We start from the raw sequence: 26,336 nt of genomic DNA on the forward strand, positions 1-26,336 counted from the left end.
CCTGCTCGCGATGAGGCCGGCCCACGCAAAGCAATTCCATGTCAGCTAAGCGAAAAACCGCTCACACACCATCCAGCATAAGCGGAATTCCGCTCACCAATTCCCCGCAACCCCTCTAAACCGGCCCTCCTCCCCTTGGCACATCTCCTGCTATAGCCCAAGCAGGCTGCGTTTCAACGCGCTCCACAAAAACAATTAAATGAAGGATCCGTCATGGATAACTCACAAACCCTGCCTCTTGGGTCGGCAGCTTCGCCTGCCAAAGAAAGAACCACTGCCAGTCGCATCAAATCGATCTTCAGCGGCTCTGTCGGCAACATGGTCGAGTGGTACGACTGGTACGTCTACGCCGCCTTCTCCCTGTACTTCGCCAAGGCCTTTTTCCCCAAAGGCGACACCACCGCACAACTACTGAACACCGCCGCGATTTTCGCCGTGGGCTTCCTGATGCGCCCGATCGGTGGCTGGTTGATGGGCCTCTACGCCGACAAGGCCGGTCGCAAGAAAGCACTGATGGCTTCGGTGTATCTGATGTGTTTCGGCTCGCTGCTGATTGCCCTGAGCCCTGGTTATGAAACCATTGGCATTGGCGCACCGATCCTGCTGATTTTCGCCCGCCTGCTGCAAGGCCTGTCGGTCGGTGGCGAGTACGGCACCTCGGCAACGTACCTCAGCGAGATGGCGACCAAGGATCGTCGCGGCTTCTACTCCAGCTTCCAGTACGTGACCCTGATCTCCGGTCAGCTCATCGCGTTGGCCGTGCTGATCGTGCTGCAACAGACCCTGACCACCGAGCAGCTGTACGCCTGGGGCTGGCGCATCCCGTTCGCCATCGGCGCGCTGTGTGCCGTGGTCGCGCTGTACTTGCGTCGTGGCATGGAAGAAACCGAGTCGTTCACCAAGAAAGAGAAGGCCAAGGAAAGCGCGATGCGCACCTTGATGCGTCATCCGAAGGAACTGATGACCGTGGTCGGCCTGACCATGGGCGGCACCCTGGCGTTCTACACCTACACCACGTACATGCAGAAATACCTGGTGAACACCGTCGGCATGAGCATCTCCGACTCCACCACCATTTCCGCTGCCACGCTGTTCCTGTTCATGTGCCTGCAACCGATCATCGGTGGGCTCTCGGATAAAGTCGGTCGCCGGCCAATCCTGATTGCCTTCGGTATTCTCGGGACGCTGTTCACCGTGCCGATCCTGACCACCCTGCACACCGTGCAGACCTGGTGGGGCGCGTTCTTCCTGATCATGGCGGCGCTGATCATCGTCAGCGGCTACACCTCGATCAACGCGGTGGTCAAAGCCGAACTGTTCCCGACCGAAATCCGCGCCCTGGGCGTCGGCCTGCCGTACGCGCTGACCGTGTCGATCTTCGGCGGCACCGCTGAATACATCGCACTGTGGTTCAAGAGCATCGGTATGGAAACCGGTTACTACTGGTATGTCACCGCGTGTATTGCCGTGTCGTTGCTGGTCTACGTGACCATGAAAGACACCCGCAAACATTCGCGGATCGAGACGGACTGAGTCAGCCAGCGCGATAAAAACAGGGGCAGACCTTAACGGGTCTGCCCCTTTTTCATGGTCTCGACACAGAACCCTAAGGGAGCGCATCGCTGGAAATTATCTGTTCGTCCCAGCACTATGAACGCCCACGAATAAAGCCCCAGGAACCCGCGCCCATGCCCGACGACATCCATTTCTACGAACCCGCCAACGGCCACGGCCTGCCGCATGACCCGTTCAATGCCATCGTCGGCCCGCGTCCCATTGGCTGGATTTCCTCTCAGGATGCCGATGGCCGCCTGAATCTCGCGCCCTACAGCTTCTTCAATGCGTTCAACTACATTCCGCCGATCATTGGTTTTTCCAGTGTCGGGCGCAAAGACAGCCTGAATAACATCGAGCGAACCGGCGAATTCGCCTGGAACCTGGCGACCCGTCCGCTGGCCGAGCAGATGAACCAGTGCTCTGCCATGGTCCCGCCTGAGGTCAACGAGTTCGAACTGTCGGGGCTCACGCCGGCAGCGTCGAAAATCATTCAGGTACCGCGCGTCGCCGAAAGCCCGGTGTCTTTCGAGTGCAAGGTCACGCAGATCATTCAGTTGCAGCGGGCCGACGGCAACGTGGTGCCGAGCTGGCTGATTCTCGGCGAAGTGGTCGCCGTGCATATCGCCAAGTGGCTATTGAAGGATGGGGTGTACGACACCGCCGCGGCAGAACCGATTCTGCGCGGCGGCGGGCCAGCGGATTATTTCCAGCTGGGGCCTGAGGCGTTGTTCAAGATGTATCGCCCGGGGGCGGTCAAGTAATTACCAGACCAGGTCGCCGTCTTCGCTGACGTCTTTGAGGTGTGTCAACTGCAGCGCGGCGGCTTCATCGGCCTCGCGGGCTGTTTTGAAGGTCTGTTCTTCGAGCAACTTGTGAAAGCGCGGTGCACCCGAACCACCGATGGCTTTGGTGGCGATTGCGGCGTTATAACCGCCCTCGCGGGGTACTACGGCTGATACGGCTTCGAAGGTTTCAAAGGCTTTGCGTGCCATGTCGTGGATCCTGGCTGAATGGAGAATTGAGCCATTAAACCCTCAACCCGCCATTTTGTGTACCCACGACTGGGACTGCCCTTGCGCTTGGGCGGCCGACACGTCCTTGAAGGTATGAAAATCCAGGCTGTTGACCACCAGGTCCTGCACTAACCCGGCAAAAATCTGCATGGCCGGGGTGCTGAAATAAGCAGTCATGGCCTGCTGGTTCATCCAGAAACCGGACACCAGCCACAACTCCGGATCGCACTGCGAATGTTGCAGGGCAAAATTCAGGCAACCCGGTGCGTTGCGGGACGGCTCGATCAAGGCGCTCAGGCGCGCACCGAGCTCCGCCGAACGCCCGGCGCGGGCGCGGACAAAGGCCATATGACTGACGGGGATCTGCGTAGACATGTTCAACCCTCCCAGGTACTCGAGTGGCAGCCGTGGGACGGGCTGCGACAGGATCCAAGGTTAAGCGCGCAGGTAGAAGCGCGGTTAGTCGATTCCTGCCGGCTTATTGCACAATCCTGCGCGGCTTGTCGAAAAACCTGTAACAACCTGTTAAAGCTTTCGTGCCAATGAAACAGGGCTTTCAAGCAAGTTTTCCTTGGGCGGCCCTGTCATAGAGGCACCGTTAATACACGCCATGCAGAATCAGGCAAGCTTGAGGCAGGATGTGTCTACCGCTTTGTCTTGCACAAATTTAAGCTCAGCTCATTACCAACGCCTTGCCGAGGATGCCTAGCATGTCGTCGCTCGATCATTTTCAAGCCCCGCTGGACGCCGACATGGAGAAACAGCGGGCGGAACTGGCCGCCATCATCCGTCGTAACACCACGGAGGATGGCAATTATGCGACTGCCATCGGCTCCCTGTTCATGTCCAAACACAGCAAGTCCCATGACTTTGCCCCGGTGCTGGCGCAACCGGCGCTGTGCATCATGGCGCAGGGCAGTAAAGAGGTCAGGCTGGCCGATGAATACTTCAATTACGATCCGCTGAATTACCTGGTGGTGTCGGTCTCGATGCCATTGAGCGGGCGCGTGGTGAATGTCACGTCTGAAGAACCGATCCTCGCGGTGCGGCTGGATATCGACCCGGCGGAAATCACTGCGCTGATTGCCGATGCCGGTCCTCTCGGTGTGCCGACCCGGCCGACGGGACGCGGCTTGTATGTCGAACGGATCGACACCGCGATGCTCGACGCGGTGTTGCGCCTGGCGCGTTTGCTGGATGCACCGAAAGACATCGCCATGCTCGCACCGCTGATTCGCCGGGAAATCCTGTATCGACTCTTGCGCAGCCAGCAGGGTTATCGGCTGTACGAAATCGCAATTGCCAACAGCCAGAGCCATCGCATCAGCCAGGCGATCAAATGGCTCAACGGCAACTATGAACAGCCGCTGCGCATCGATGATCTGGCGAAGGAAGTGAACCTGAGTGTGTCGACGTTGCATCACCGCTTCAAGGCGATGACGGCGATGAGTCCGTTGCAGTATCAGAAGCAACTGCGCCTGCAAGAAGCGCGGCGGTTGATGCTGGCGGAAGGCTTGGAGGCTTCGGCAGCGGGGTATCGGGTGGGGTATGAAAGCCCCTCGCAATTCAGCCGGGAATACAGCCGATTGTTTGGGGCTCCGCCGTTGCGGGATTTGGCGCGGTTGCGGTTGACGGTTTGAGGTTGTGTATTGCCGTCAAAATCCACCCCTCACCCCAGCCCTCTCCCCAGAGGGGAGAGGGGGCCGACGGCGTTGTTCTGTCGAGTGACATCGACCTGAAATATCGAGTCGAACTCAGGCTTTGAAAAGCGTGGAGATCGGCTCCCTTTCCCCCTCGCCCCTTTGGGGAGAGGGTTGGGGTGAGGGGTGGATCTAACGGCAGGAACTCAGGCGCCGAGTACGCGACAAGCCTCAGCCGGAAGGGTCACCGACACCGGATTGCCAATGCTCAACCCAAACCCCTGACACGGCGTGCTCAACGCTGTAAACGAAACCCCGGAACACTCCACGGTCGTCTCAATCGTCGCGCCAATGTCACGCACGAACGTCACCTTACCGAGCAACCGATTCCCCGCCGTCGCCTGTGGATGCGACAGTTGCAAGTCTTCCGGGCGAATCAGCATCTTCACCTTCTCACCCACCACAATGCTGCTGCAGATCGGCACTTCCAGCGCATCGCCACCCGGCAACCCAACCTTCCCGTTGCCCAGTGCGGTGGCAGGGAAAATATTCCCCGAGCCGATAAAGTCCGCGACAAATTCATTGGCCGGGTGACGATAAATCTCAATCGGCGTGCCCACTTGCTGCACCCGATGTTCACCCAATACCACGACGATATCCGCCATGGTCATGGCTTCACGCTGGTCGTGGGTCACCATGATGGTGGTGATGTTCAAGCGTTGTTGCAGCTGACGGATTTCCACCTGCATCGACTCACGCAGCTTGGCGTCCAGCGCCGACAACGGCTCATCCAGCAGCAGGATTTTTGGTCGCGAAGCAATCGCACGGGCAATCGCCACGCGCTGACGCTGCCCCCCGGAGAGTTTTGCCACCGGGCGATCAATCATCTCGCTCAGCTGGATCAACTCCAGCAACTCCACCACCCGCGCCTGCTGATCAGCCTTGCTGACGCCACGCAGTTTCAGCGGATAGGCGATGTTCTCCCCCACCGTCATGTGCGGGAACAGCGCCAGCGATTGAAACACCATGCCGAAATTACGTTGATGCGCCGGCGTGTGGCCGATGTCTTCACCGTCCAGGCGAATCTCGCCGCCGCTCAGGGTTTCGAGCCCTGCAATCATTCGCAGCAACGTGGTTTTACCGCAGCCCGACGGGCCGAGGAAACACACCAGTTTGCCCTCAGGCAAATGCAGGTTTACATCCTTTACCGCGCAGGCCGAGCCGTAATGTTTCTCGACGTTTTCCAGAATCAGACCAGTCATGTTGCACCTCAAGAATCAGAACGAAACGCCACCTTCACCAACCAGCTTCTCCAACGCCCAGATCAGGACGAAGTCGATCAGCACGATCAGCACGGCAAACGAGAAAACGGTTGGGTCGAGCGAAGACACGGTGCGGCTGTACATCCAGATCGGCACGGTCATGACGTCGATGGTGTAGAGGAAGTAGGTCACGGTGAATTCGTTGAACGAGACGATGAACGCCAGCAGCATCCCCGCCAGAATCCCTGACTTCATCAACGGCACCACCACATCGATAATCGCCCGGGTCGGTGAAGCGCCGAGCATCTGCGCGGCCTCTTCGACTTCGCTGCCGATGGAGAGCATCGCGGCGGTGCAGTTTTTCACCACGAACGGCAGCGCCAGGATCACGTGGGCAATCACCAGCCGCGACGTAGTGATTTGAAATGGCAGGCTGTCGAACACCAGCAGCAATGCCAGCCCCAACACCACCATCGGAAACACCAAGGGCAGCGACATCAGTTGCAGCGCCACGGCTTTGCCGCGGAACTCACAACGGGTCAGTGCGTAAGCCGCCGGCACCGCGACAATCGTTGCGAACACCATGGTCAGGCACGCCACCATCAGGCTGGTGGTCATGGCTTTGCCGAGGCTCAGCACATCGCTGGCATCCGGCGACACGAAGGTGTGCCAGGCGGCCTTGTACCATTGCAGGCTGTAGCTGCTCGGCGGGAAGTCGAGGTTCGACGCACCGCTGAACGACATCACGATCATGGTCAGGATCGGCAACACCGCCAGCAGCAGGATGAAGCCCGACAGGATGCCGGCAAACTTGCCGGTTTCGCCAGGCAGCAGCCCATAACGTTTCTTGATCAGGGTGCTCATTGGGAAGCCTCCAGCATGCGCCGACGACGGCCAGTGATGTATTCGGACAAGGTCATGATCGCGAGCGTGGTGACAATCAACACCACACCGGCAGCGGAGGCGGCAGGCCAGTTCATCAGCGGGGCGATCTGGTCATGGACCATCACGGCCAGCATCGGCACGCGTCGGCCACCGAGCAGCAAAGGCACCACGAAGCTGCTGGCGTTGTAGGCGAACACCAACGTCGCGCCCGTGATGATCCCCGGCATGCTCATCGGCAGCACCACCTGACGGAACACCTGCAAACGGCTGGCACCCAGCGTTGCGGCGGCTTCTTCATAAGTACGAGCGACGCCGCGCATGGCGCTGGCAATCGGCAGCACGGCCAACGGGAATGCGGTTTGCACCAGGCCCATCAGTACGCCGTTCTGGTTGTAGAGCAACATGATCGGGCGCTTGATCAAGCCCAGGCCCATTAGCGCCTGGTTGAGCATCCCGCCCGGGCCGAGAATCACCAGCCAGCCGTAGCTTTGCAGCAGCAGGTTGACCAGCAATGGCAGCAGCACTGCGGCGAGGAAGATCCGTCGCACAAACGGTGAGGTCAGCCGCGACATGGTGTAGGCCACCGGGATCGCCAGCACGACTGCAATCACTGCGCTGATCAAAGCCAGACGCAGGGTCAGCAGCAAGGATTTGAGGTAATACGGTTCCAGCAGCTGGGCATAACTGGCCAGGCTGAACCCGGTCCATTCCGCACCTTTGGTGCCCACGCTCATGCGCAGAACCAGCAGGCTGGCGGCGATCAATACGCCCAGAAACAGCATCGACGGCGAAAGGAAAAACCAGGCACGCGTCGTCGGCGAAACACCCCGATTGACGCGCACAGGAGCGGCGGCGACCGGATGAGTCAGAGGTTGGTGTTCCATAGCAAGGGTCTCGTCAATGGAAAGCAGCTGGCAAACACAGGTCCTCAGGACACCCCGGTCCCTTGTAGGAGTGAGCCTGCTCGCGAAAGCGGTGTGTCAGTCACATCTATGCTGGATGTGCCGACGCAATCGCGAGCAGGCTCACTCCTACAGGGATCTTCAGTGGTTGAAGATCCTGTGTTCGTCACTCGATCAGGAAGAAAAGATTTCCGTGTAACGACGAATCCATTGGTCATGCACGGTGGCCAGGAAGGCGTTGTCGTGCATGATCGCCTTCTCGGCAATCTGCTCAGGCGTGAGGATGTACGGGCTCTTGCGTGCTTCGGCGGAGATGATCGCCTTGGCGTTGACCGGACCGTTGTAGATGTCTTCAGCCATCTTGCCCTGCACCAGCGGATCCAGAGAGTGGTTGATGAAGGCATACGCCATGTCGGTGTCGCCCGGACGGTTCTTCGGCATCACCGAGAGCATCAGGTCGGTGTAGAACCCTTCCTTCATGCCGAACGTGGCGCCCAGGCCGTAGGCCGGATCGCGGATCTGTTTCGGGAAGAATGCCGGCGCGTACAGGCCGCCCATGTCCAGCGAACCGGTGCGGAACAGTTCGGCGATCTGGTTCGGGTTTTCACCCAGGGTCACTACGCGGTCTTTCAGCTCGGCGAGCTTCTTGAAGCCAGGCTCGATGTTGTGTTCGTCACCACCGGCCAGTTTGGCGGCGATGATGATCAGGTCCATGGCCTCGGTCCAGTTTGGCGGCGGCAGGAAGATGTTCGGCGCCAGCTCCGGGTCCCAGAGGGCGGCGTAGCTGGTCGGGGCTTCTTTCTGGGTACGGGTGCTGTAAACCAGGCTGTTGCACCAGAGCAGGTAACCGATACCGTGGCCATTGGCGCCGGTGCGGTATTTTTCCGGTACGTCGACCAGGTTCGGAATGCGGTTGAGGTCGGGTTTTTCCAGCAGGTTGGCGGCGGCCAGACCTTCAGCGCCGACGCCGGCCAGGGTGATGATGTCGTACTGCGGACGATCACCGCCGGCCTTGAGTTTGGCGACCATTTCCGAAGTACTGCCGGTACGGTCAGCGATGACCTTGCAGCCGTACTTGTCTTCGAAAGTTGCCGCGATGTTACGCAGGGCTGCCAGGCCGGTGTCATCGGACCAGGTCAGCAAACGCAGGGTCTTGCCCGCAAAGCGTGTGTCGCTGGCGTTAGCCTTGATGAACGGCATGCTCATGGCGGCCGCTGCCACCGAGGCTACGCCCACGGTTTTGATAAATTGACGTCTGTTCAGATCATGCTCGCCCATTACGGACTCCCTTTGTTTTTGTAGGTATGAGGCTGGTCGCAACCGTTGCATCTGCGCCGCCAGATCTGCTTCAAGCCCCCGTATTCACGGGGTTTGCGCTGAGCCGACGGGTTCATCCTGAGGTCGTGTAAAACACCTGACTATCGATAAAAACTCATTGAAGCCATGACGCCAGCGCATGCCTCATCACGAGGCATGCGCTGACCCTTTTCGAGCCGTCAGACCGCTCGAATCACGTGTTTGATTTCCTGGAAAGCCTGCAAACCCCACGGCCCCAATTCGCGGCCGATGCTGCTCTGTTTGTAGCCACCCCAAGCGGTCTGCGGGAAGATCACTTGCGGCGCGTTGATCCACACAAGCCCCGCCTGCAAAGCGTTGGCGACCCGATCTGCCGCTTCGGCGTCGCGAGTGACCACGCTGGCCACCAGACCGAACTGGCTGTCATTGGCCAAGGCAATCGCCTCGGCTTCGGTGGCAAAACTGCGTACGCAGATCACCGGGCCGAAAATCTCTTCACACCACAGCGCACTGTCGAGGGGCACTTCGGTGAAAATCGTCGGCTGCAAAAAATAGCCGCGCGACAGGTCCGCCGGACGATTGCCGCCGCAAACCAGCTTGGCACCAGCACTTAAACCACGGTCGATGTGCCCCAGCACGCGTTGGTATTGCGCTTGGTTAACCAGTGCGCCCATTTCCACGTTCGGGTCGAACGGGTCAGCCACGCGAATCGCTTCGGCGCGGGCCTTCAAACGGATGAGGAATTCGTCCGCCAGTTCATCGGCGATCAGCACGCGGCTGGTGGCCGAACACATCTGCCCGGCGTTGAAGAAACCGCCGCCACAGGCCACTTCCACGGCCAGTTCGATGTCTGCGTCTTTGAGCACCAGCAGCGAGGATTTGCCGCCCAGTTCCAGGCTCACGCCTTTGACGGTTTCTGCTGCGCGCTGCATGACCTGCACGCCGACGGCGTTGCTGCCGGTGAAGGAAATCTTGGCGATGCGCGAGTCGGCCGACAACGGCGCGCCGACCGCCAGGCCCGTGCCGCAGACCAGGTTGAACACGCCCTTGGGCAGACCGGCCTCGGCGATGATCTTCGCCAGTTCCAGCTCCGGCAGCGGTGTCACTTCGGACGGCTTGAGCACCACGCAGCAACCGGCGGCCAGGGCCGGGGCAAGTTTCCAGGCGGTGGTGACCATCGGGAAGTTCCACGGCACGATCAGGCCGACCACACCGCACGGCTCACGGCGCACACGAGCGCTGAAGTCGTCGGTTGGCAGTTCGACATTGCTGTCTTGCTTGGCATCGAGACCTTCGGCCAGACCTGCGTAGTACTCGAAGGTGGCGATCACGTCGTCGACATCGATGGCGGCTTCAAACAGCGGCTTGCCGTTGTTGCTCGACTGCAAATGCATTAACTGCTCACGACCGGCCTGCACGCCCGCAGCAATTTTGCGCAGGATCGCACCGCGCTCGGCGCCGGTGGTTTTCGACCAGTCGGCGAAGGCGGTGGTCGCAGCCGTGACGGCTTGTTCGACTGAGCGCTCATCGCCGCCGTTCACGGTGGTCAACAGGGCTTCGGTCGCCGGGTTGATCACGCGCAGATGTTCATTGCCCGCCGACCATTGGCCATTGATGTAGAGGCCATCGAGAGTAGTAGGGAAACTCATTTCGACACCGCCTTCATCCACACAGTCTGATCGATCTCAATCAGGGTCGGGCCCTGACGATCGGCGGCGGCGCGCAGTGCGCTGCGCAATTGCTCGACACCGCAGACGGCTTCGGCTGCACAGCCCAGCGCCTTGGCCACGCCGATGAAGTCCGGGGTGTAGATGTCGACGCCCACCGGTTCGATGGCGCGGTTGACCATGTATTTCTTGATCTCTTCGTAGCCCTGGTTATTCCACAGCAGGACGATCACCGGGGTGCGCGCTTCAACGGCGCTGGCCAGTTCCGGCAGGGTAAATTGCAGGCCGCCGTCGCCGATCAGGCACACCACCGGAGGACGTGCGCCGTTTTCAACGCTGCCGCCGAGCCAGGCGCCAATCGCTGCCGGCAAGGCGTAACCGAGGGTGCCGTAACCGGTGGACGAGTTGAACCAGCGACGCGGGCGCTCCGGGTTGAACGTCAGGTTGCCGGTGTACACCGGTTGGGTCGAATCGCCGACGAAAACGGCCTCTGGCAATTCGTGCAGAACAGTTTCCAGAAAACGGGTCTGGGCCAGGGTCGGCGCGTCCCAGGTGGCGGCGAGGTCTTCGCGCAAGCGTGCGGCACGGACCTGGCCCCAATCGTTACGGCGCTCGGCCAGCGAGTGGTGGGACAGTTCGCTCAGCAAGGCTTGGGCGGCGTTGCGCGAGTCGGCTACCAATGCGACTTTCGGCGGGTAGTTGCGCACGGTCTGGTCGGGATCGATGTCCACACGCAGCAGCACGCCAGGAATCTCGAAACCGCCGGCGAAGGTGACGTCGTAATCGGTCTCGGCCAGTTCGGTGCCGATCGCCAACACTACGTCAGCTTCAGCCACCAAAGCACGCGTCGCGACCAGGCTTTGGGTCGAGCCGATCAGCAATGGATGGTTGGATTCGAGCATGCCTTTGGCATTGATGGTCAGGGCCACCGGGGCGTCCAGCAGTTCGGCCAGTTCAGTCAACTCGGCAGCGGCATCGATGGCGCCGCCACCGGCGAGAATCAGTGGGCGCTTGGCACCGGCCAGCAGCGCGGTCATGCGGCTGATTGCGCTCGGCGAGGCACCGGCGCGGTCGATGTTCACCGGTACGCTGGCGAGCAAGTCATCTGCCTCTTCGACCAATACGTCCAACGGAATTTCGATGTGAACCGGACGCGGACGGCCGGCCTGGAACAGAGCAAAAGCGCGAGCCAGGACGCCCGGCAATTCAGCCGCCGACATCAAGGTGTGGGAGAACGCCGCAACGCCACCGACCAATGCGCTCTGGTTTGGCAGCTCGTGCAGCTTGCCGCGACCGCCGCCCAACTGGCTGCGCGATTGCACGCTGGAGATCACCAGCATCGGGATCGAGTCGGCGTAGGCCTGGCCCATGGCGGTGGTGATGTTGGTCATGCCAGGGCCGGTGATGATGAAGCACACCCCCGGTTTGCCGCTGGTGCGAGCGTAACCGTCGGCCATGAAACCGGCGCCCTGTTCGTGACGCGGAGTGACGTGGTTGATGCTCGAACGGGCCAGCCCGCGATACAGCTCCACGGTGTGAACCCCGGGAATGCCGAACACCTGCTCAACCCCGTAATCTTCGAGTAACTTGACCAATACTTCGCCGCACGTCGCCATGTCTTTGCCCTTTTTGTTCGTTTGAGACGCCGGACCTGCGCAGTGTTTATGATGAGTGGGCAGGTCCAGGGATGGCCTCATTGGAACGGGCGACACGTAGCCGCAACAATGGATAAAAAGTCATACTAGCCATGTCCTCACGTCATACCTTGGATCCCAATGAAACGATTGCCTCCCCTGCCGGCGCTGCACACTTTTCTGATTACCGCGCAGTGCTGCAACTTCACCCGTGCTGCCGAACAGCTGTACATCACCCAAGGTGCGGTGAGTCGGCAGATCGCCGGGCTGGAAGAACATCTGGGTTATGAACTGTTCATTCGCCAGGCCCGAGGCCTTGACCTGACGGCCGAAGGACGGGAATGGCTGCCACGGGTCCAGCAGATTTTCGGCTTGATCGACGAGGCGGTGGAGCAGATCGGCGAGAAGCGCGAAACCCTGCAACTCAAGGCCCCGACGTGCGTCATGCGCTGGCTGTTGCCACGGTTGTTGCAGTGGCAACGGGAGCGCCCGGATGTGCCGGTGGAATTGACCACCACGGTCAAGCACGGCGTGGATTTTCATCGCGAGCAGTTCGACGCAGCGGTGATGTACGGCGCACCGCCGGACAGCGCGCTGGCCTCTTTTCATTTGTTCGATGAGCAACTGACACCGGTCTGCTCCAAACCTCTACTGGAAGGTCCAGTGCCGCTGATGACGCCGGAGGATCTGGAGCAGCACATGTTGCTGCACCCGACACGGGATGAACGTGACTGGAAGGCCTGGCTGGCCACCGCGGATGTTCGTTTGAGCAATGTCGGCAAGGGTCAGCATTTCGAAACGCTGGACCTGGCGATGTCGATGGCGTCCCAAGGGACAGGCGTGGCGATCGGGGATTGGTCGCTGATTGGCGATGATTTGAGTGCCGGGCGGCTGGTCATGCCGTTTGGATTGAAGGTGAAAACCGGGTTGGCGTATTACCTTGTTTTCCCCGAGAAACCCGGGCCTTCGCCGAAGTTACGTGAGTTGATGGGGTGGTTGGTGGAGCAGGCTCAGGCGCGGTGAATGTGTGTGGCGTGGTGTGTCAGCTAGATCCACCCCTCACCCTAACCCTCCCGAAACGTCGGACCGCCCCAGAGGGGAAAGGGGGAAAGGGGGAAGATCTGAGGCCGTTCAAAATTTGAGTTCGACTCGGAATTTCAGGTCGATGTCACTCGAAAGAACACCTCGGTCAGTCCCCTCTCCCTCCGGGAGAGGGTTAGGGTGAGGGCTGGTTTTCAGCTCAATACCCGACTGCAAACCGTTGCCGAGGGTGCTTCGGCGCTTCCAGTTCATCAATCATCGCAATCGCATAATCGGCAAACGTAATCCAGCTACGCCCTGCACTGCTCACCAGCAAATCATCCTTGCCGATCCGAAACGTCCCCGTGCGTTCACCTTCGACAAACTCTGCCGACGGCGACACAAAGGTCCAGTCCAGCTCTTTTTCCTGCCGCAGGTTTTCCAGAAACAGCGCACCGGCACTGGCCTCAGCCTTGTACGCCTGCGGAAAACCCTCGCTGTCGATGACGCGGGTTCCGTCCGGCAGCAACAGCGAACCGGCACCGCCCACCACCAGCAGACGTTTTACGCCGGCCTGTTTCACCGGTCCGATCACAGCATCAGCAGGAAGGGTCGAGAAGTGCGCAGCACTGATCACCACGTCATGGCCCGCAACAGCCGCCTGCAACGCTTCGGGATCGAGGGCATCGACATTCTTGGCGACCACACCGGCGCGCTGGCCGATCTTCGAGGTGTCGCGGGCTATCGCGGTAACGCTGTGACCACGACGCAGGGCTTCTTCCAGCAGTTGGCTACCGGCACGACCGGTGGCACCAATGATTGCGATTTTGCTCATGACGTTCTCCAGCTGTTTGAGTGGCTTTATGTGTTACCTGTGGCGAGCGAGCTTGCTCCGGGCGGCGTTCCGAAGCTGGGCTGCGTAGCGGCCCCAAAATCCTGCGAGTGCTACGCACTCGAGCGGGAGCAAGCTCCCTCGCCACAAAAGCGGTTCAGCTTCAGGTGCGGCGGGTTACCACTTCATCTCGCCCTTGGCGACTTTGGCGCTCAGTTCAAGCGAGCTTTCTTCACCCAGCGTCGGGTAGCGTTTTTTCATCGCGGCGATCAGCGCGGCAGCATCTTTTGCCTTGGCGGTTTCTTCGTCGAAGGCCTTGATGTAATCGGCGGTGAACTGCACGGCGGCCAGCGAGCGGGCGCTCTCACCGAGGTAGTGACCCGGCACGATGGTTTTCGGTTTCAGGGTTTCGATGGCGTGCAGCGTGGTCAGCCAATCGGCGTGGGACTGCGGCGTCTGGGTGTCAGCCATCCACACGTGGATGTTTTCCGCAACGACAACGCCACCGACCACAGCCTTGATCGACGGAATCCAGACGAAGGTGCGATCCGGTTGCTTGCCGTCCAACCCCACCACCTGCAACTTCTGCCCTTCGAGCATCAGGCTGTCGCCTTTGAGTACACCCGGCACGATGGTTTTGGCTGGCACGTCGGCGCCCATTTTCGGCCCCCAGAACGCCAGTTTGCCGTCGACGGTTTTCTGGATGTGATCCACGGTCGGCTGCGAGGCGAGCACTTTGGCGTTGGGGAAGGCGGCGGTCAGGGTATCGAGGCCGAAGTAGTAATCCGGGTCACCGTGGCTGATGTAGATGGTGGTCAGTTGCTTGCCGCTGGCGCGGATCTTCTCGACCACTTGCTCGGCCTGGGATTTGCCAAATTGGGCATCCACCAAAATCGCGTCTTTCTCGCCGCTGACCAACACCGAGGTCACCGGGAAAATCGCCTTCTCGCCCGGGTTGTAGACGTCCAGGGTCAGGCTCGATGCAGCCGCTGCATGGGCGGCGAAACCGAGGGTGGCGGTGGCCAGCAAAATACGTTTAAGCGAGGTGAAGCCGATCATCTGTTGCTCCGTTGTCGACGGCCAGGGTTGGCCAATGGCTCTGTAGCAGCTGTCGAGTGAAACGAGGCTGCGATCTTTTGATCTTGCCTTTACAAGCTCGCAGCCTCGTTTCACTCGACAGCTGCTACAGGGGACAGAGCTTAGTTGCATGACTCAGTACAAAAAATGCGATGCTGGGACATAGTTTGTTTCTGAAAGTGAGCAAATGATGGATCGTCTACAAGCAATGCGGGTGTTCGTCACGGTGGTTGACCTCGGCAGCCAGTCGGCCGCCGCCGATCACCTGGACCTGTCACGGCCCGTGGTTTCACGCTATCTGGCGGAGCTGGAGGATTGGGTCGGCGCACGCCTGATGCACCGCACCACGCGCAAGCTGAGCCTGACCGCCGCCGGCAGTGAAATCCTGCCCCGTTGTCGGCAGATGCTCGACCTGTCCACGGACATGCAGGCCGCCGTCAGCGAGCCGGACGACGCGCCGCGCGGCCTGCTGCGGATCAGCGTCAGCACTTCGTTCGGCCAGGCACAACTGGCGGATGCCATGGCCGCTTACGTCAAACGTTACCCTGGCGTCAGCATCGACATGCAGATGCTCGACCGCACAGTGAACCTGGTGGATGAGCGCATCGATCTGGCGATCCGCACCAGCAACGACCTGGACCCGAACCTGATCGCGCGACGGCTGACGGTCTGCCGCTCGGTGATCTGCGCCTCCCCCGCTTATCTGCTCGAACACCCGACACCGCTGCGGGTCGAGGATCTGAGCCAGCACAATTGCCTGACCCACTCCTACTTCGGAAAAAGCCTCTGGCATTTCGAGGAGGACGGTGAGCAGGTGTCAGTGCCGGTACAGGGCAACATCAGCGCCAACGAAGCCAGCACGCTGTTGCGCGCGGCGATGGCCGGCGCCGGGGTGGCGATGCTCCCCAGTTATCAGGCCGGCGTGCATATCCACAGCGGCGAACTGATTCGCCTGCTGCCCCACGCCGAGCCCAGGCAGATGAACGTTTACGCGGTGTATACCTCACGTAAACACATGCCGGCGACACTGCGCAGCATGCTGGATTTTCTGGTGCTCAGATTTCCGGAAGAACCGGCGTGGGATGTGGGTCTTTAAGCGGACCAATGTGGGAGCGGGCTTGCTCGCGAAAGCGGTCGATCATTCAACAATGATGGCGACTGACCCACCGCTTTCGCGAGCAAGCCCGCTCCCACAGAGGTTCATCAGTGTTCTGAATGTCGGGGTAGATGCAGCGGCACCGTTGCTGGCAACTCACCGGCACTGACCTATGCTCAAAGTAATACCGAAGGGTATTCGTTCAGAGGTCAACGCCATGAACATCAAAACAAGAAGATACCTCGCGATCTTCATCACCTGCGCGGCCACGCTCGCGCTGTATGGCACCGCGGCCTGGCGCGTCGAGCAGTTGCGACAACTGCCCCGTGAATACGCGAGCTGCAACTTCGAACGCTGCATTCCCCACAACGCGACCCTCAACGCCCTCAAGTAACGAAGGGGATCAGGCCTCGTTGTCCTGATCGGCCTTCAAGCGGTCGCGAAATGCCTTGGGCGAGATCCCCACTCGACGCCGGAACAGGCGCGTGAAGTTGGTCGGATCAGAGAACCCCAACACGTCGGACATTTCATAAATGGTCATGCTGGTGTAGGTCAGCAAGCGCTTGGCCTCCAGCAATTGACGCTCGTGCATGATCTGCAACGCCGGTTGCCCCGCCAGTTCACGGCAAGTGCCATTGAGGTGGGACACGGAAATCCCCAGCCGATGCGCCAGGTCCTCGACCTTGACGTGTTGGCGATAGGTCTCTTCCACCAACTGGATAAAACCGTTGAGGTATTCCCGGGCACGTTGCGGACGCTGGCTGGCGTTGCGGCGGGAAATCACCTGGCGGCTGACCCACACCATGATCACGCTGACCAGCGAATGCATGAGCATTTCGCGAGCAGGCTGGTGGCCGGTGTATTCGTCTTGCAGCGCTGAAAACAGGCTGTTGAGGTATTCGCTTTCCTTGCCCGCCGGGTAACTTTCGGCCTGGGCCAGGGCGTTCACCGAGTTGCCCAGTTGCGCCTGAAGATGGGCGACCAGCGGCGCGGCAAGCGTCACCACAAATCCTTCGACGTCCTCGGAAAAGCGGAAACCGTGAACGGACAGCGGTGGCAGGATCTGGATCGCCGGCTCGGTCAGTTGCGTACGTTTGCCTTCGATTTCAAGCTCTGCCTGACCTTTGAATACGAAGAGCAACTGGCACAAATCGGCGTGGCGGTGGGGTTTGATTTCCCACTGGTGTTCGCGGCTGCGTTTGGAAATGGTTTCACAGTGCAGCAAGTCCGGGGTCGGCCAATCCAGGCTTTCACCGTAGAGCTTGAACACTGGAATCGAAGGTAGGTCAGGCTTGTTCATCACTTCAATCCAGGCCTCGGGGGTAGACGGGCGATAATCGCACCGATTGGCAGAATGTACAGCTATCGGCTCAGTTTTCCCCTTCAATTGACAGACTCGCGAGAGAAAAATGCAAGCACTCGATCCATAAAAATTATTCACCGGCCCAGGTCGCGTGAAGCTTGCGAGTCATAAAAACAATGAAAATACTGAAAACCCAAATCGCCATCATCGGCGCCGGTCCGTCCGGTTTATTGCTCGGCCAATTGCTGCACAACGCCGGCATCGACACCCTCATTCTCGAACGCCAGACCCCGGACTATGTGCTCGGACGAATCCGGGCCGGCGTCCTCGAACAAGGCATGGTAGAGCTGTTGCGCCAGGCCGGGGTAGGTCAGCGCATGGACGCCGAAGGGCTGGTCCACACAGGCTTCGAACTGGCCCTCGACGCACGCCGCGTACACATCGACCTGCAAGCCCTGACCGGTGGAAAAACGGTGATGATCTACGGTCAGACCGAGGTCACCCGCGACCTGATGGCCGCTCGTCGGGAGGCCGGTGCGCAGACGATTTACGAGGCAAGCAACGTCGTTCCTCACGGGATGAAAACCGAAGAGCCGTTCGTGACTTTTGAGAAGGACGGCGAGCTGTATCGACTCGATTGCGACTACATCGCCGGGTGCGACGGTTTCCATGGTGTGGCCCGGCAGTCGATTCCTGCCGAGTGCCTGAACGTGTTCGAGCGGGTCTATCCGTTTGGCTGGCTCGGCATCCTCGCTGACACGCCGCCTGTTCACGAAGAACTGATCTACGCCCGCCATGAACGCGGTTTTGCCCTGTGCAGCATGCGTTCGGCCACCCGCACTCGCTATTACCTTCAGGTACCCGCCGACGAGCACGTCGAGAACTGGTCTGATCAGCGCTTCTGGGATGAACTCAAATCCCGTCTGCCTGGCGCGTTGGCAGCGTCGTTGGTGACTGGGCCTTCCATCGAAAAAAGCATCGCGCCGTTACGCAGTTTTGTCGTCGAACCGATGCAGTACGGGCGGATGTTTTTGGTCGGTGATGCCGCGCACATCGTCCCGCCCACCGGCGCCAAGGGCCTGAACCTGGCGGCCAGCGACGTCAGTACGCTGTTCAACATTCTGCTAAAGGTTTACCAGGAAGGCCGTGTGGATTTGCTGGAGAAATACTCCGAGGTTTGCCTGCGCCGGGTGTGGAAAGCCGAACGGTTTTCCTGGTGGATGACCTCGATGCTGCACCGCTTTGACGATAACGAAGCCTTCAGCCAGCGGATTGCCGAGTCGGAACTGGAGTACTTCGTCGACTCCGAGGCCGGTCGAAAAACCATTGCTGAAAATTACGTCGGACTCCCATACGAGGCTATCGAATAGCCTGCTATCGACTTACACTGGCGAGCATCCCCGCTCGCCTTGCACCTTGCGGGTCAATCACTGTCCGCAGGTTCTAACCCGTGACCAATCTCAACCAGCCTGAAACGCCAAAACCGGCCATTCGCAGCGTGTTGATCGCCCTGATGCTGGCGATTTTTCTTGGCGCGCTGGACCAGACCATCGTTGCCGTTTCGATGCCGGCCATTTCCGCACAATTCAAGGACGTCAGCCTGCTGGCCTGGGTGATTTCCGGCTACATGGTGGCGATGACGGTGGCCGTGCCGATCTACGGCAAACTGGGCGATCTGTACGGTCGCCGCAAGTTGATGCTGTTTGGCATGGGGCTGTTCACGGTCGCTTCGTTTTTCTGCGGCATGGCCCAGAGCATGGAGCAGTTGGTGCTGGCGCGGATTCTTCAAGGCATCGGCGCCGGCGGGATGATTTCGGTCAGCCAGGCGATCATTGGCGACATCGTGCCGCCCCGGGAGCGCGGCCGCTATCAAGGCTATTTCAGCAGTATGTACGCAGTGGCCAGCGTGGCCGGCCCGGTACTCGGCGGTTACATGACCGAGTACCTGTCGTGGCGCTGGGTGTTCTTGATCAATCTTCCGTTGGGCCTGGGAGCCTGGCTGGTGGCCAATCGAACGTTGGTGGGTTTGCCAGTGCCGCAACGCAAACCGATCATCGATTACCTCGGCACGTTGCTGATGATCATCGGTTTGACCGCTTTGTTGCTGGGCATCACCCAGTTCGGTCAGGGCCATTCGTGGCGCAGCGCCGAAGTGCTGGGCCTGCTCGGTTGTGCGGTGTTGGTTCTGGCGCTGTTCGTCTGGCATGAACGCCGGGCGCGGGAGCCGCTGCTGCCGATGCATTTGTTCGCCAATCGCAATGCGATCCTGTGCTGGTGCACGATCTTCTTCACCAGTTTCCAGGCGATATCGCTGATTGTGTTGATGCCGCTGCGCTTCCAGAGCGTTACCGGCGCCGGGGCTGATAGCGCCGCGTTGCACCTGTTGCCGCTGGCGATGGGCTTGCCGATCGGGGCGTATTTCGCCGGGCGCCGGACCTCGGTGACCGGGCGCTACAAACCCATGATCCTGATGGGCGCCGCGCTCATGCCGATCTCGATTCTCGGCATGGCGCTCAGTCCTCCCCAGGCATTTGTGCTCAGTAGTCTGTTCATGTTGTTCAGCGGGATCGCTAGCGGCATGCAGTTCCCGACGTCCCTGGTCGGAACGCAGAACGCGGTGGCACAACGGGACATCGGCGTCGCCACCAGCACCACCAACCTGTTCCGCGCCCTGGGCGGCGCGGTGGGTGTGGCGTTGATGTCAGCCCTGCTGTTGGCATTGTTGCAGGACTCAAGTTTTGCCCACCTGGCCGGCTCTTCGGTGATTGCCGAGGGCAGTTCAGGGAACGTCTTGCTCGATGGTTTGAGCGCCGCACCGGGGGATGCGCAAAACGCCTTGCGCGCCGAACTGCTGCTGACTTTCCGGCACTTGCTGATGGTCAGCGCGGCGGTGTCGCTGTTGGGGCTGGCGGCGGCGATAGCCATGCCGAATATGGTGTTGCGGGGGCGCGAGGATAAGGTCCGCTAAAAGCAAAAGATCGCAGCCTGCGGCAGCTCCTACAAGGGTGTACACATTCCACTGTAGGAGCTGCCGCAGGCTGCGATCTTTTGATCTTCAAGGGCTGTAATACCCGACAGCCACCAGAAAATGCCCGACCTTTTTCAGGTAGGCATGCTTGTCCTCGACCTTGCCGGTCACCGGGTTTTTCCAACGGTATTCGTATTCGCCGTAGTCCTGCTTGGCCATCAGCGCCAGGATCGGCTCGCCAACCGGCTTACCTTCCGGGTCCTTGATCTTGCTGAAATCGGTATTGATCAACCGCAGGTTGGTGCCGTGGGCGACATAACGCTGGTTATTCAGGTCGACGACGAAGACGTACAGGTCATCCTGCAAGTACCCGCCCTTGAGGGCGTTGATGGCCGTAAGCGTGCCCTTTTCGTCCTTGGCCAGATCGGCCGCCGCTTTGTTCAGCAACGCCATCGCCTGTTCCGCTGAAGCCCGTGGCAAGTAGTAACCGACCGCCAGGATCCGTTGGCCGACGCGCTGGTAGAACACATGCTTGCGCTCGACCTTGCCGTCGGACCAGTTCTGCCAGCGGTATTCGGCCTGCTGAATGCCATTGCCCTCCGGCACTTTCAAGGCGTCTTTGAAGGCTTTCTGCACATCCGGCCCGAGCACATCGGACACATCACGACCAATCAACGCCGAAGACGGCCCGCCGCTGGCGAGCATCACGCCCTTGGTGTCGACCACGAACACGTAACGATCCTTGTCGACGAACTCGCCCTGCCGACTGAAAGCAGCGAAGGCCTTGTCGCCATGGTCGTGGTAGTACGCCAGGGCTTTTTCCAGCAAGGCTTTGGCAGCCTGGCTGTCGTCCTTTTCCGTGCCGGCAGCTTGAACCTGGCCAAGACACAGCAAAAGCATCACGCCCAGCAAGGCCAACCTATGCAAAAACCCCATTGCGCATCCCTCGTTCTTGTTGGTGTTTCAAGAGCGTAGACGGCGTGGGGTTATGTACGAATATTCAGGAAAGCACAGGGCGTGTAGCCGCTGTCGAAAACTGCATTCGGCCCTGTAGCAGCTGTCGAGCCCCAGCGAGGCTGCGTTCGGCTGCGCAGCAGTCGTAAATCAACCAACGCGGTGCTTCAGGTAATCCGAGTTAATCGAATTGACGACTGCTTCGCAGCCGAACGCAGCCTCGCTGGGGCTCGACAGCTGCTACGCAGGCCGGTTGAAGGCTCAAGGCCGGGCGCGCAGCTGCTGCTGCAAATTCTGGATCTGCGCCTGAAGGGTGTTGATGTTGCGGGTGACCTGGCTACGGAAGGCGTCGAACTCGGCGGTATTCGTCCCGCCTGCCGTCGCGGCCGGGCGATTGTCCTGTTGGCTTTTGAGGATGATGACTTCCTGCTCCAGACGCTCGATGGCGGCGCTCGGGTTGCCTTGTTTCTTCAGTGCAACGATGTCTGAGCCAAGGCTTTTTAGCTGTGCGTCGAATTTTTCCGTGTCCGCCGGGGTGCTTTTCAGCACGGCTACATCGCTGTTCAAGACTTTGACTTGAGCCTGTAATTGAATGGTGGCGGTCTGTTGCTCAGTGGTCTGAGCGGTCATTTGCGCCAGACGCTTGTCCAGATCAGTGGTCTGGGCGGTCATCTGCGCCAGACGCTTGTCCAGATCGGTGGTCTGGCCGAGAACGCCTTGCTGTTGTTTGCTTTGATCCTGGAGCTTGCTTTCCAGCTGTTTGATTTGCAGCTTCAAGGCTTCGCTGTCGCTACTGACGTTGGTCTGACTGGCGACAACCTTGCCGGAAATGTCCTGCAAACGCCCCGCCGCTTCTTCACTGATACGCGCGAAACTTTCCTGGGTCGCCACCAATTGCTGTTCCATCAGCGAAAGCTGCTGGAAGCTCCACCAGGCAAGGCCTGCAAACGCAAAGAACAAGGCGCCGACCAGCGCCCACAGCGGGCCGGTGCTCGGGCTTTTGACTTTGACGACTGGCGCGGGCCGCGAATGCACGGAGGTGCGAGCGGTGGTCGGAAAATCATCGTCGTCGAGGCTGTCGGCACGCAGGCTCGGTACATCGAAGTCGTCGTTGGCATCGTTACGCATGGACATTGAGTCAACCTTTGTGGAACGCAGTGATGGCTTGATGCGGCGCAGTATAACCCCCCCTGCCGCATCGATTGACCCTCAACCCCGAACTCGGTTCAGTGATGCGGCACTAACCCATGCGTCAGCGAATGTCCTGGGCCTTCCACCAGCCGCAGAATTCATCGAGGGCGGTCCAGAGACTGACTTTTGGATCGTAGTCCAGATAATGCCGGGCGCGACTGATGTCCAGGGTGAAGTTTTTGTTCATCACCTGCATGCCCAGGCGCGACAGGGTCGGTTCGGGACGACCCGGCCACAACTTGCACACCCCCTCGTTGAGCGCCGCAACGGTGTAGGCCAAGCCGTAGGAACGGTAGCGCGTGACCTGTGGGACTTCCATCTTGCGCATCACGTAATTGACCACGTCCCACAGCGGAACCGGCGCGCCGTTGCTGATGTTGTAGGCCTTGCCCAACGCCGAACCACTGGCCAGCAAACTGCTGAGCAACGCTTCATTGAGGTTTTGCACGCTGGTGAAATCAACCTTGTTCAGGCCGTTGCCGATGATCGCGAGCCGTCCTTTACGCTGCATGTTCAGCAGCCGCGGGAAGATGCTCATGTCGCCAGCCCCCGTCACGAAACGCGGGCGCAGGGCCAGGGTTTCGAGGCCGAACTCCTGAGCGCCGAAAACTTTTTGCTCGGCCAGGTATTTGGTCGCGGCGTAGGGATGCTTGAAGCGCTTGGGCACCTGTTCTTCAGTCAGCCCCAAATGATCGCGGCCATCGAAGTAGATCGACGGCGACGACAAGTGCACCAGTCGCCGAACCCGCTGTTTCAGGCAGGCCTCGACCACGTTTTCCGTAACCTGGACATTGCCTTGATGGAAGTCCTGATAACGCCCCCACAAACCGACCGCACCGGCACAATGCACGACGGCTTCAACGTCTGAGCACAGGTCGCGTGCCAGTTCCGGGTCGCTCAAATCACCCTGGATGAACTCGGCGCCACGGCGCACCAGATGCTCCACACTTTCGGCCCGGCGACCGTTGACCCGCACGTCCAGGCCCTGCTCCAGGGCGAAACGCGCAAAGCGCCCGCCGATGAAGCCGCTTGCGCCGGTAACCAGAATCTTCATGAATTGCTCCGAATATTTCGTTTTGCGTATTGCGTGAGGTCTTGACGCTGCCCGTCAGTCCAACGGCACCAGCCATTGCTTCGACGAACGCACCAACTGATCGGTGAGTAACCCCAGCAACTGACCGCCATTGCGCCAATGATGCCAGTACAGCGGCACATCAATCGGCTTATCGGGCAAAAGTTCCACCAATACACCGCGCTCCAGTTGCTCGCGCACCTGCAGTTCAGGCACCAGCCCCCAACCGAGTCCCGCTTCCGTGAGGCGGATGAAGCCTTCGGACGAGGGGCATAAATGGTGTTCGAATCCGCCATCGACGCCGAGGGACGCGAGGTAGCGATGCTGTAGGAAATCGTCCGGGCCAAACACCAACGCGGGGGTTTTCGACAACAGATCGGCGCGCACACCTTCAGGAAAATGCCGGGCAATGAATGCCGGGCTGGCCAGCGCACGGTAGCGCATGGCCCCCAGCAAAACGCTGCGCGCGCCGGCCACCGGGCGCTCACTGGCGCAGACGCACGCCGCGACTTCACCGGCGCGCATGCGTTTGAGGCCGACGGTCTGGTCTTCGACCACCAGATCGAGCAGCAAATGTTGTTCCGCGCAAAAATCCCCGACCGCCACGGCCCACCACGTGGCGAGGCTGTCGGCATTCAAGGCGATGCGCAGACGTTCCGGCAGGCCTTCTTCGTCGAGTGCCGGCACCAGTGTTTGCAAGTCCCGTTCAAGCAGACGCACCTGCTGCACATGGTTGAGCAGCCGTCGGCCGATTTCGGTCGGGGCCGGCGGTGTCACCCGCACCAGCACCGGTTGGCCGACCCGCGCCTCGAGCAATTTGATGCGCTGGGAGATTGCCGATTGCGACAAGCCGAGCACCTGAGCCGCACGTTCGAACCCGGCCTGCTCGACCACCGCGGCCAAGGCAGAAAGCAATTTATAGTCGAACATCAGTTTTCCTAATGAGCGATCAGCATGATTGGTTTTTCTTATACAGCCTGACACCGGAGAATGGCCAGCAAGAACTCTTCAACAAGGATCATCGACATGGCTGGCGAAACTTCATTGGCAACCCTGCTGCGCAGCATGAGCCCGCAACTCAACGTCGGCGAATACGTGTTCTGCACCCTGCGCGACGGCAAGTTGCCGGCAGGCCTTGAAATTGTCGGCAGCTTTCGCGAGCAGGAAGGTCTGACGGTGATTCTGGAACGTTCCCACGCCGAGAAGGCGGGTTTCAGTTTCGATTACGTCGCGGCCTGGATCACCTTGAACGTGCACTCGGCCCTCGAAGCCGTCGGCCTGACCGCCGCGTTCGCCACGGCATTAGGCCAGGCGGGCATCAGCTGCAACGTGATCGCCGGCTATTACCACGACCATTTATTCGTCGGCCAGGCCGATGCCGAACGCGCCCTGCACGTGCTGCGGGATCTGGCGGCCAACGCGGAGTAAACATCTTATGTGGCAAAGCTATGTGAACGGCCTGTTGGTGGCCGCGGGGCTGATCATGGCGATCGGTACTCAGAATGCGTTTGTGTTGGCCCAGAGCCTTCGGCGTGAACATCACCTGCCCGTGGCGGCACTTTGCGTGACCTGCGATGCCTTGCTGGTGGCCGCCGGAGTATTCGGCCTGGCGACGGTGCTGGCGCAGAACCCGACGTTGCTGGCAGTCGCCCGTTGGGGTGGCGCGGTGTTTCTGATTTGGTATGGCAGCCTGGCGTTGCGTCGAGCCTGCTCGAAACAGAGCCTGCAACAAGGCGAAAACCAGACCGTGCGTTCGCTGCGTGCAGTGATGCTCAGTGCTTTGGCCGTCACGCTGCTTAACCCGCACGTTTATCTGGATACCGTGTTGCTGATTGGCTCCCTCGGTGCCCAACAAACAGAGCCCGGCGCTTATGTCGTGGGCGCGGCCAGTGCGTCGTTGCTGTGGTTTTTCACCCTGGCGTTGGGCGCCGCATGGTTAGCGCCGTGGCTGGCCCGGCCGAGCACCTGGAGAATTCTCGATATGCTGGTGGCGGCGATGATGTTTACCGTGGCCTTTCAATTAATCGCCGCAGGCTGATTATTCCAAAAGGCTCTGGAACCTCTATTCCACACAGTTGTTGCGTGGTTATGCCGCACCCCCGGTGCTATGATCCGATCCGATGCGCCGCAAAGAGTACAAACTCCCCGGCGCTTGTCTGGCCGCCCGTGATCGGCCTTGCGCTCACCGCAACTGACCTGATTAGGAGAATCATCATGGCTTTCGAATTGCCGCCGCTGCCTTACGCACACGATGCCCTGCAGCCGCACATTTCCAAGGAAACTCTGGAATACCACCACGACAAGCACCACAACACCTATGTCGTGAACCTGAACAACCTGGTGCCAGGCACCGAGTTCGAAGGCAAGACTCTGGAAGAAATCGTCAAATCTTCCTCCGGCGGTATCTTCAACAACGCCGCTCAGGTCTGGAACCACACTTTCTACTGGAACTGCCTGGCGCCAAACGCCGGCGGTCAACCAACCGGCGCACTGGCTGAGGCGATCAACGCAGCCTTCGGTTCGTTCGACAAGTTCAAGGAAGAATTCAGCAAGACTTCCATCGGCACCTTCGGTTCCGGTTGGGGCTGGCTGGTGAAAAAGGCTGACGGTTCCCTGGCCCTGGCCAGCACCATCGGCGCCGGCAACCCGCTGACCAACGGCGACACCCCGCTGCTGACCTGCGACGTCTGGGAACACGCTTACTACATCGACTACCGCAACCTTCGTCCAAAATACGTCGAAGCGTTCTGGAACCTGGTCAACTGGAAATTCGTGGCTGAGCAGTTCGAAGGCAAAACCTTCACCGCTTAAGATCGACGCCAGTCAAAAAAACCCGGCTTTTGCCGGGTTTTTTTATGCACTAGGGAAAGTCTTGGGGCGGCAGTTGGACCGCCTTCGTCGGATCGCTGCCTCGAGCCGGCTCGCTCCGACAAGGACACCACTGTACCTGTGGGAGCGAGCTTGCTC

General features: G+C 60.0%; 26 protein-coding genes. 11 read left to right on the forward strand and 15 right to left on the reverse strand.

Translation table 11 applies throughout. The features are described 5' to 3' along the window. Nucleotides 1-213 precede the first annotated feature (213 nt). Both ABH912_RS14100 and ABH912_RS14105 read left to right on the forward strand, forming a co-directional pair. On the forward strand, nt 214-1,533 hold the full coding sequence (locus ABH912_RS14100) for an MFS transporter (RefSeq protein ID WP_033057548.1): 1,320 nt from the start codon (nt 214-216) through the stop codon (nt 1,531-1,533). A 155-nt stretch (nt 1,534-1,688) separates the two neighbouring features. Then, the gene (locus ABH912_RS14105; RefSeq protein ID WP_429510935.1) at nt 1,689-2,318 is read left to right on the forward strand and encodes a flavin reductase family protein; all 630 of its coding nucleotides are present in this window, start codon (nt 1,689-1,691) and stop codon (nt 2,316-2,318) included. Here the strand turns inward: ABH912_RS14105 and ABH912_RS14110 are convergent, their stop codons facing one another. Together ABH912_RS14110 and ABH912_RS14115 are read right to left on the reverse strand one after the other, a co-directional pair. Further along, nucleotides 2,319-2,549, reverse strand: coding sequence for a hypothetical protein (locus ABH912_RS14110; protein WP_429510936.1), 231 nt, complete (start codon nt 2,547-2,549; stop codon nt 2,319-2,321). Nucleotides 2,550-2,591: 42 nt separating this feature from the next. Next, complete coding sequence (locus tag ABH912_RS14115; protein WP_033057542.1) at nt 2,592-2,945, reverse strand: putative quinol monooxygenase; 354 nt, start codon at nt 2,943-2,945, stop codon at nt 2,592-2,594. A 335-nt stretch (nt 2,946-3,280) separates the two neighbouring features. Here ABH912_RS14115 and ABH912_RS14120 point away from each other — a divergent pair, with 335 nt between their 5' ends. Further along, on the forward strand, nt 3,281-4,210 hold the full coding sequence (locus ABH912_RS14120; protein WP_429510937.1) for an AraC family transcriptional regulator N-terminal domain-containing protein: 930 nt from the start codon (nt 3,281-3,283) through the stop codon (nt 4,208-4,210). Between the two features lie 206 nt (nt 4,211-4,416). Here the strand turns inward: ABH912_RS14120 and ABH912_RS14125 are convergent, their stop codons facing one another. From ABH912_RS14125 to ABH912_RS14150, 6 genes are all read right to left on the reverse strand, one after another. Further along, entirely contained in the window at nt 4,417-5,472 is a 1,056-nt protein-coding gene (locus tag ABH912_RS14125; protein WP_008156048.1) for an ABC transporter ATP-binding protein, read from the reverse strand. 15 nt (nt 5,473-5,487) lie between these two features. Further along, complete coding sequence (locus tag ABH912_RS14130) at nt 5,488-6,336, reverse strand: ABC transporter permease (RefSeq protein WP_033057537.1); 849 nt, start codon at nt 6,334-6,336, stop codon at nt 5,488-5,490. After that, nucleotides 6,333-7,241 (reverse strand): ABC transporter permease, encoded by a 909-nt coding sequence (locus tag ABH912_RS14135; protein WP_046056484.1) that lies wholly within the window; start codon nt 7,239-7,241, stop codon nt 6,333-6,335. Before ABH912_RS14135 ends, ABH912_RS14130 begins: the two co-directional genes overlap by 4 nt. Before the next feature lie 192 nt (nt 7,242-7,433). Further along, a complete protein-coding gene (locus ABH912_RS14140; protein WP_033057532.1) occupies nt 7,434-8,537 on the reverse strand; it encodes an ABC transporter substrate-binding protein in 1,104 nt (367 codons plus the stop codon). Between the two features lie 218 nt (nt 8,538-8,755). After that, nucleotides 8,756-10,204: an aldehyde dehydrogenase family protein gene (locus ABH912_RS14145; RefSeq protein ID WP_429510938.1), complete on the reverse strand. Its 1,449-nt coding sequence runs from the start codon at nt 10,202-10,204 to the stop codon at nt 8,756-8,758. Then, nucleotides 10,201-11,838, reverse strand: coding sequence for a 5-guanidino-2-oxopentanoate decarboxylase (locus tag ABH912_RS14150; protein ID WP_033057530.1), 1,638 nt, complete (start codon nt 11,836-11,838; stop codon nt 10,201-10,203). Before ABH912_RS14150 ends, ABH912_RS14145 begins: the two co-directional genes overlap by 4 nt. 159 nt (nt 11,839-11,997) lie before the next feature. Between ABH912_RS14150 and ABH912_RS14155 the strand changes: the two genes are divergently transcribed. After that, the gene (locus ABH912_RS14155; protein WP_429510939.1) at nt 11,998-12,879 is read left to right on the forward strand and encodes a LysR substrate-binding domain-containing protein; all 882 of its coding nucleotides are present in this window, start codon (nt 11,998-12,000) and stop codon (nt 12,877-12,879) included. Nucleotides 12,880-13,096: 217 nt separating this feature from the next. Here the strand turns inward: ABH912_RS14155 and ABH912_RS14160 are convergent, their stop codons facing one another. Together ABH912_RS14160 and ABH912_RS14165 are read right to left on the reverse strand one after the other, a co-directional pair. Next, complete coding sequence (locus ABH912_RS14160; RefSeq protein ID WP_429510940.1) at nt 13,097-13,711, reverse strand: NAD(P)-dependent oxidoreductase; 615 nt, start codon at nt 13,709-13,711, stop codon at nt 13,097-13,099. A 174-nt stretch (nt 13,712-13,885) separates the two neighbouring features. Next, nucleotides 13,886-14,767, reverse strand: coding sequence for an MBL fold metallo-hydrolase (locus tag ABH912_RS14165; RefSeq protein ID WP_429510941.1), 882 nt, complete (start codon nt 14,765-14,767; stop codon nt 13,886-13,888). 208 nt (nt 14,768-14,975) lie between these two features. Between ABH912_RS14165 and ABH912_RS14170 the strand changes: the two genes are divergently transcribed. Together ABH912_RS14170 and ABH912_RS14175 are read left to right on the forward strand one after the other, a co-directional pair. Further along, a complete protein-coding gene (locus tag ABH912_RS14170) occupies nt 14,976-15,881 on the forward strand; it encodes a LysR family transcriptional regulator (RefSeq protein WP_429510942.1) in 906 nt (301 codons plus the stop codon). Between the two features lie 217 nt (nt 15,882-16,098). Then, a complete protein-coding gene (locus ABH912_RS14175; RefSeq protein WP_170206612.1) occupies nt 16,099-16,275 on the forward strand; it encodes a hypothetical protein in 177 nt (58 codons plus the stop codon). A 9-nt stretch (nt 16,276-16,284) separates the two neighbouring features. On the opposite strand, the gene ABH912_RS14180 is transcribed toward ABH912_RS14175, so the two are convergent. Beyond that, nucleotides 16,285-17,181: a helix-turn-helix domain-containing protein gene (locus ABH912_RS14180; protein ID WP_033057522.1), complete on the reverse strand. Its 897-nt coding sequence runs from the start codon at nt 17,179-17,181 to the stop codon at nt 16,285-16,287. Nucleotides 17,182-17,369: 188 nt separating this feature from the next. Here ABH912_RS14180 and pobA point away from each other — a divergent pair, with 188 nt between their 5' ends. Together pobA and ABH912_RS14190 are read left to right on the forward strand one after the other, a co-directional pair. Then, entirely contained in the window at nt 17,370-18,554 is a 1,185-nt protein-coding gene (gene pobA / locus ABH912_RS14185) for a 4-hydroxybenzoate 3-monooxygenase (protein ID WP_429513108.1), read from the forward strand. Nucleotides 18,555-18,634: 80 nt separating this feature from the next. Then, nucleotides 18,635-20,152 (forward strand): MDR family MFS transporter, encoded by a 1,518-nt coding sequence (locus ABH912_RS14190; protein WP_429510943.1) that lies wholly within the window; start codon nt 18,635-18,637, stop codon nt 20,150-20,152. Nucleotides 20,153-20,239: 87 nt separating this feature from the next. On the opposite strand, the gene ABH912_RS14195 is transcribed toward ABH912_RS14190, so the two are convergent. From ABH912_RS14195 to ABH912_RS14210, 4 genes are all read right to left on the reverse strand, one after another. Beyond that, a complete protein-coding gene (locus ABH912_RS14195; RefSeq protein ID WP_429510944.1) occupies nt 20,240-21,088 on the reverse strand; it encodes a cache domain-containing protein in 849 nt (282 codons plus the stop codon). Nucleotides 21,089-21,367: 279 nt separating this feature from the next. Then, nucleotides 21,368-22,240: an ATPase gene (locus tag ABH912_RS14200; RefSeq protein ID WP_429510945.1), complete on the reverse strand. Its 873-nt coding sequence runs from the start codon at nt 22,238-22,240 to the stop codon at nt 21,368-21,370. Between the two features lie 118 nt (nt 22,241-22,358). Beyond that, complete coding sequence (locus tag ABH912_RS14205; RefSeq protein ID WP_033057516.1) at nt 22,359-23,351, reverse strand: NAD-dependent epimerase/dehydratase family protein; 993 nt, start codon at nt 23,349-23,351, stop codon at nt 22,359-22,361. Nucleotides 23,352-23,405: 54 nt separating this feature from the next. Then, nucleotides 23,406-24,299, reverse strand: a complete 894-nt coding sequence (locus tag ABH912_RS14210; RefSeq protein WP_008156078.1) for a LysR family transcriptional regulator ArgP — start codon at nt 24,297-24,299, stop codon at nt 23,406-23,408. Nucleotides 24,300-24,395: 96 nt separating this feature from the next. On the opposite strand from ABH912_RS14210, the gene ABH912_RS14215 reads away from it, so the two are divergent. The 3 genes from ABH912_RS14215 (at nt 24,396) to ABH912_RS14225 (ending at nt 26,180) form a co-directional block, all read left to right on the forward strand. Continuing rightward, the gene (locus tag ABH912_RS14215; RefSeq protein ID WP_033057513.1) at nt 24,396-24,797 is read left to right on the forward strand and encodes an ACT domain-containing protein; all 402 of its coding nucleotides are present in this window, start codon (nt 24,396-24,398) and stop codon (nt 24,795-24,797) included. A 7-nt stretch (nt 24,798-24,804) separates the two neighbouring features. Beyond that, nucleotides 24,805-25,407 carry a LysE/ArgO family amino acid transporter gene (locus ABH912_RS14220; protein ID WP_429510946.1) on the forward strand — a complete coding sequence of 201 codons (603 nt, stop codon included), beginning with the start codon at nt 24,805-24,807 and terminating at the stop codon, nt 25,405-25,407. 176 nt (nt 25,408-25,583) lie between these two features. After that, nucleotides 25,584-26,180 (forward strand): superoxide dismutase, encoded by a 597-nt coding sequence (locus ABH912_RS14225; RefSeq protein WP_008156084.1) that lies wholly within the window; start codon nt 25,584-25,586, stop codon nt 26,178-26,180. The last annotated feature ends 156 nt before the right edge of the window (nt 26,181-26,336 follow it).

The organism is Pseudomonas sp. BT76 TE3572, from assembly GCF_050435365.1.
Lineage (GTDB): Bacteria > Pseudomonadota > Gammaproteobacteria > Pseudomonadales > Pseudomonadaceae > Aquipseudomonas > Aquipseudomonas fluorescens_W.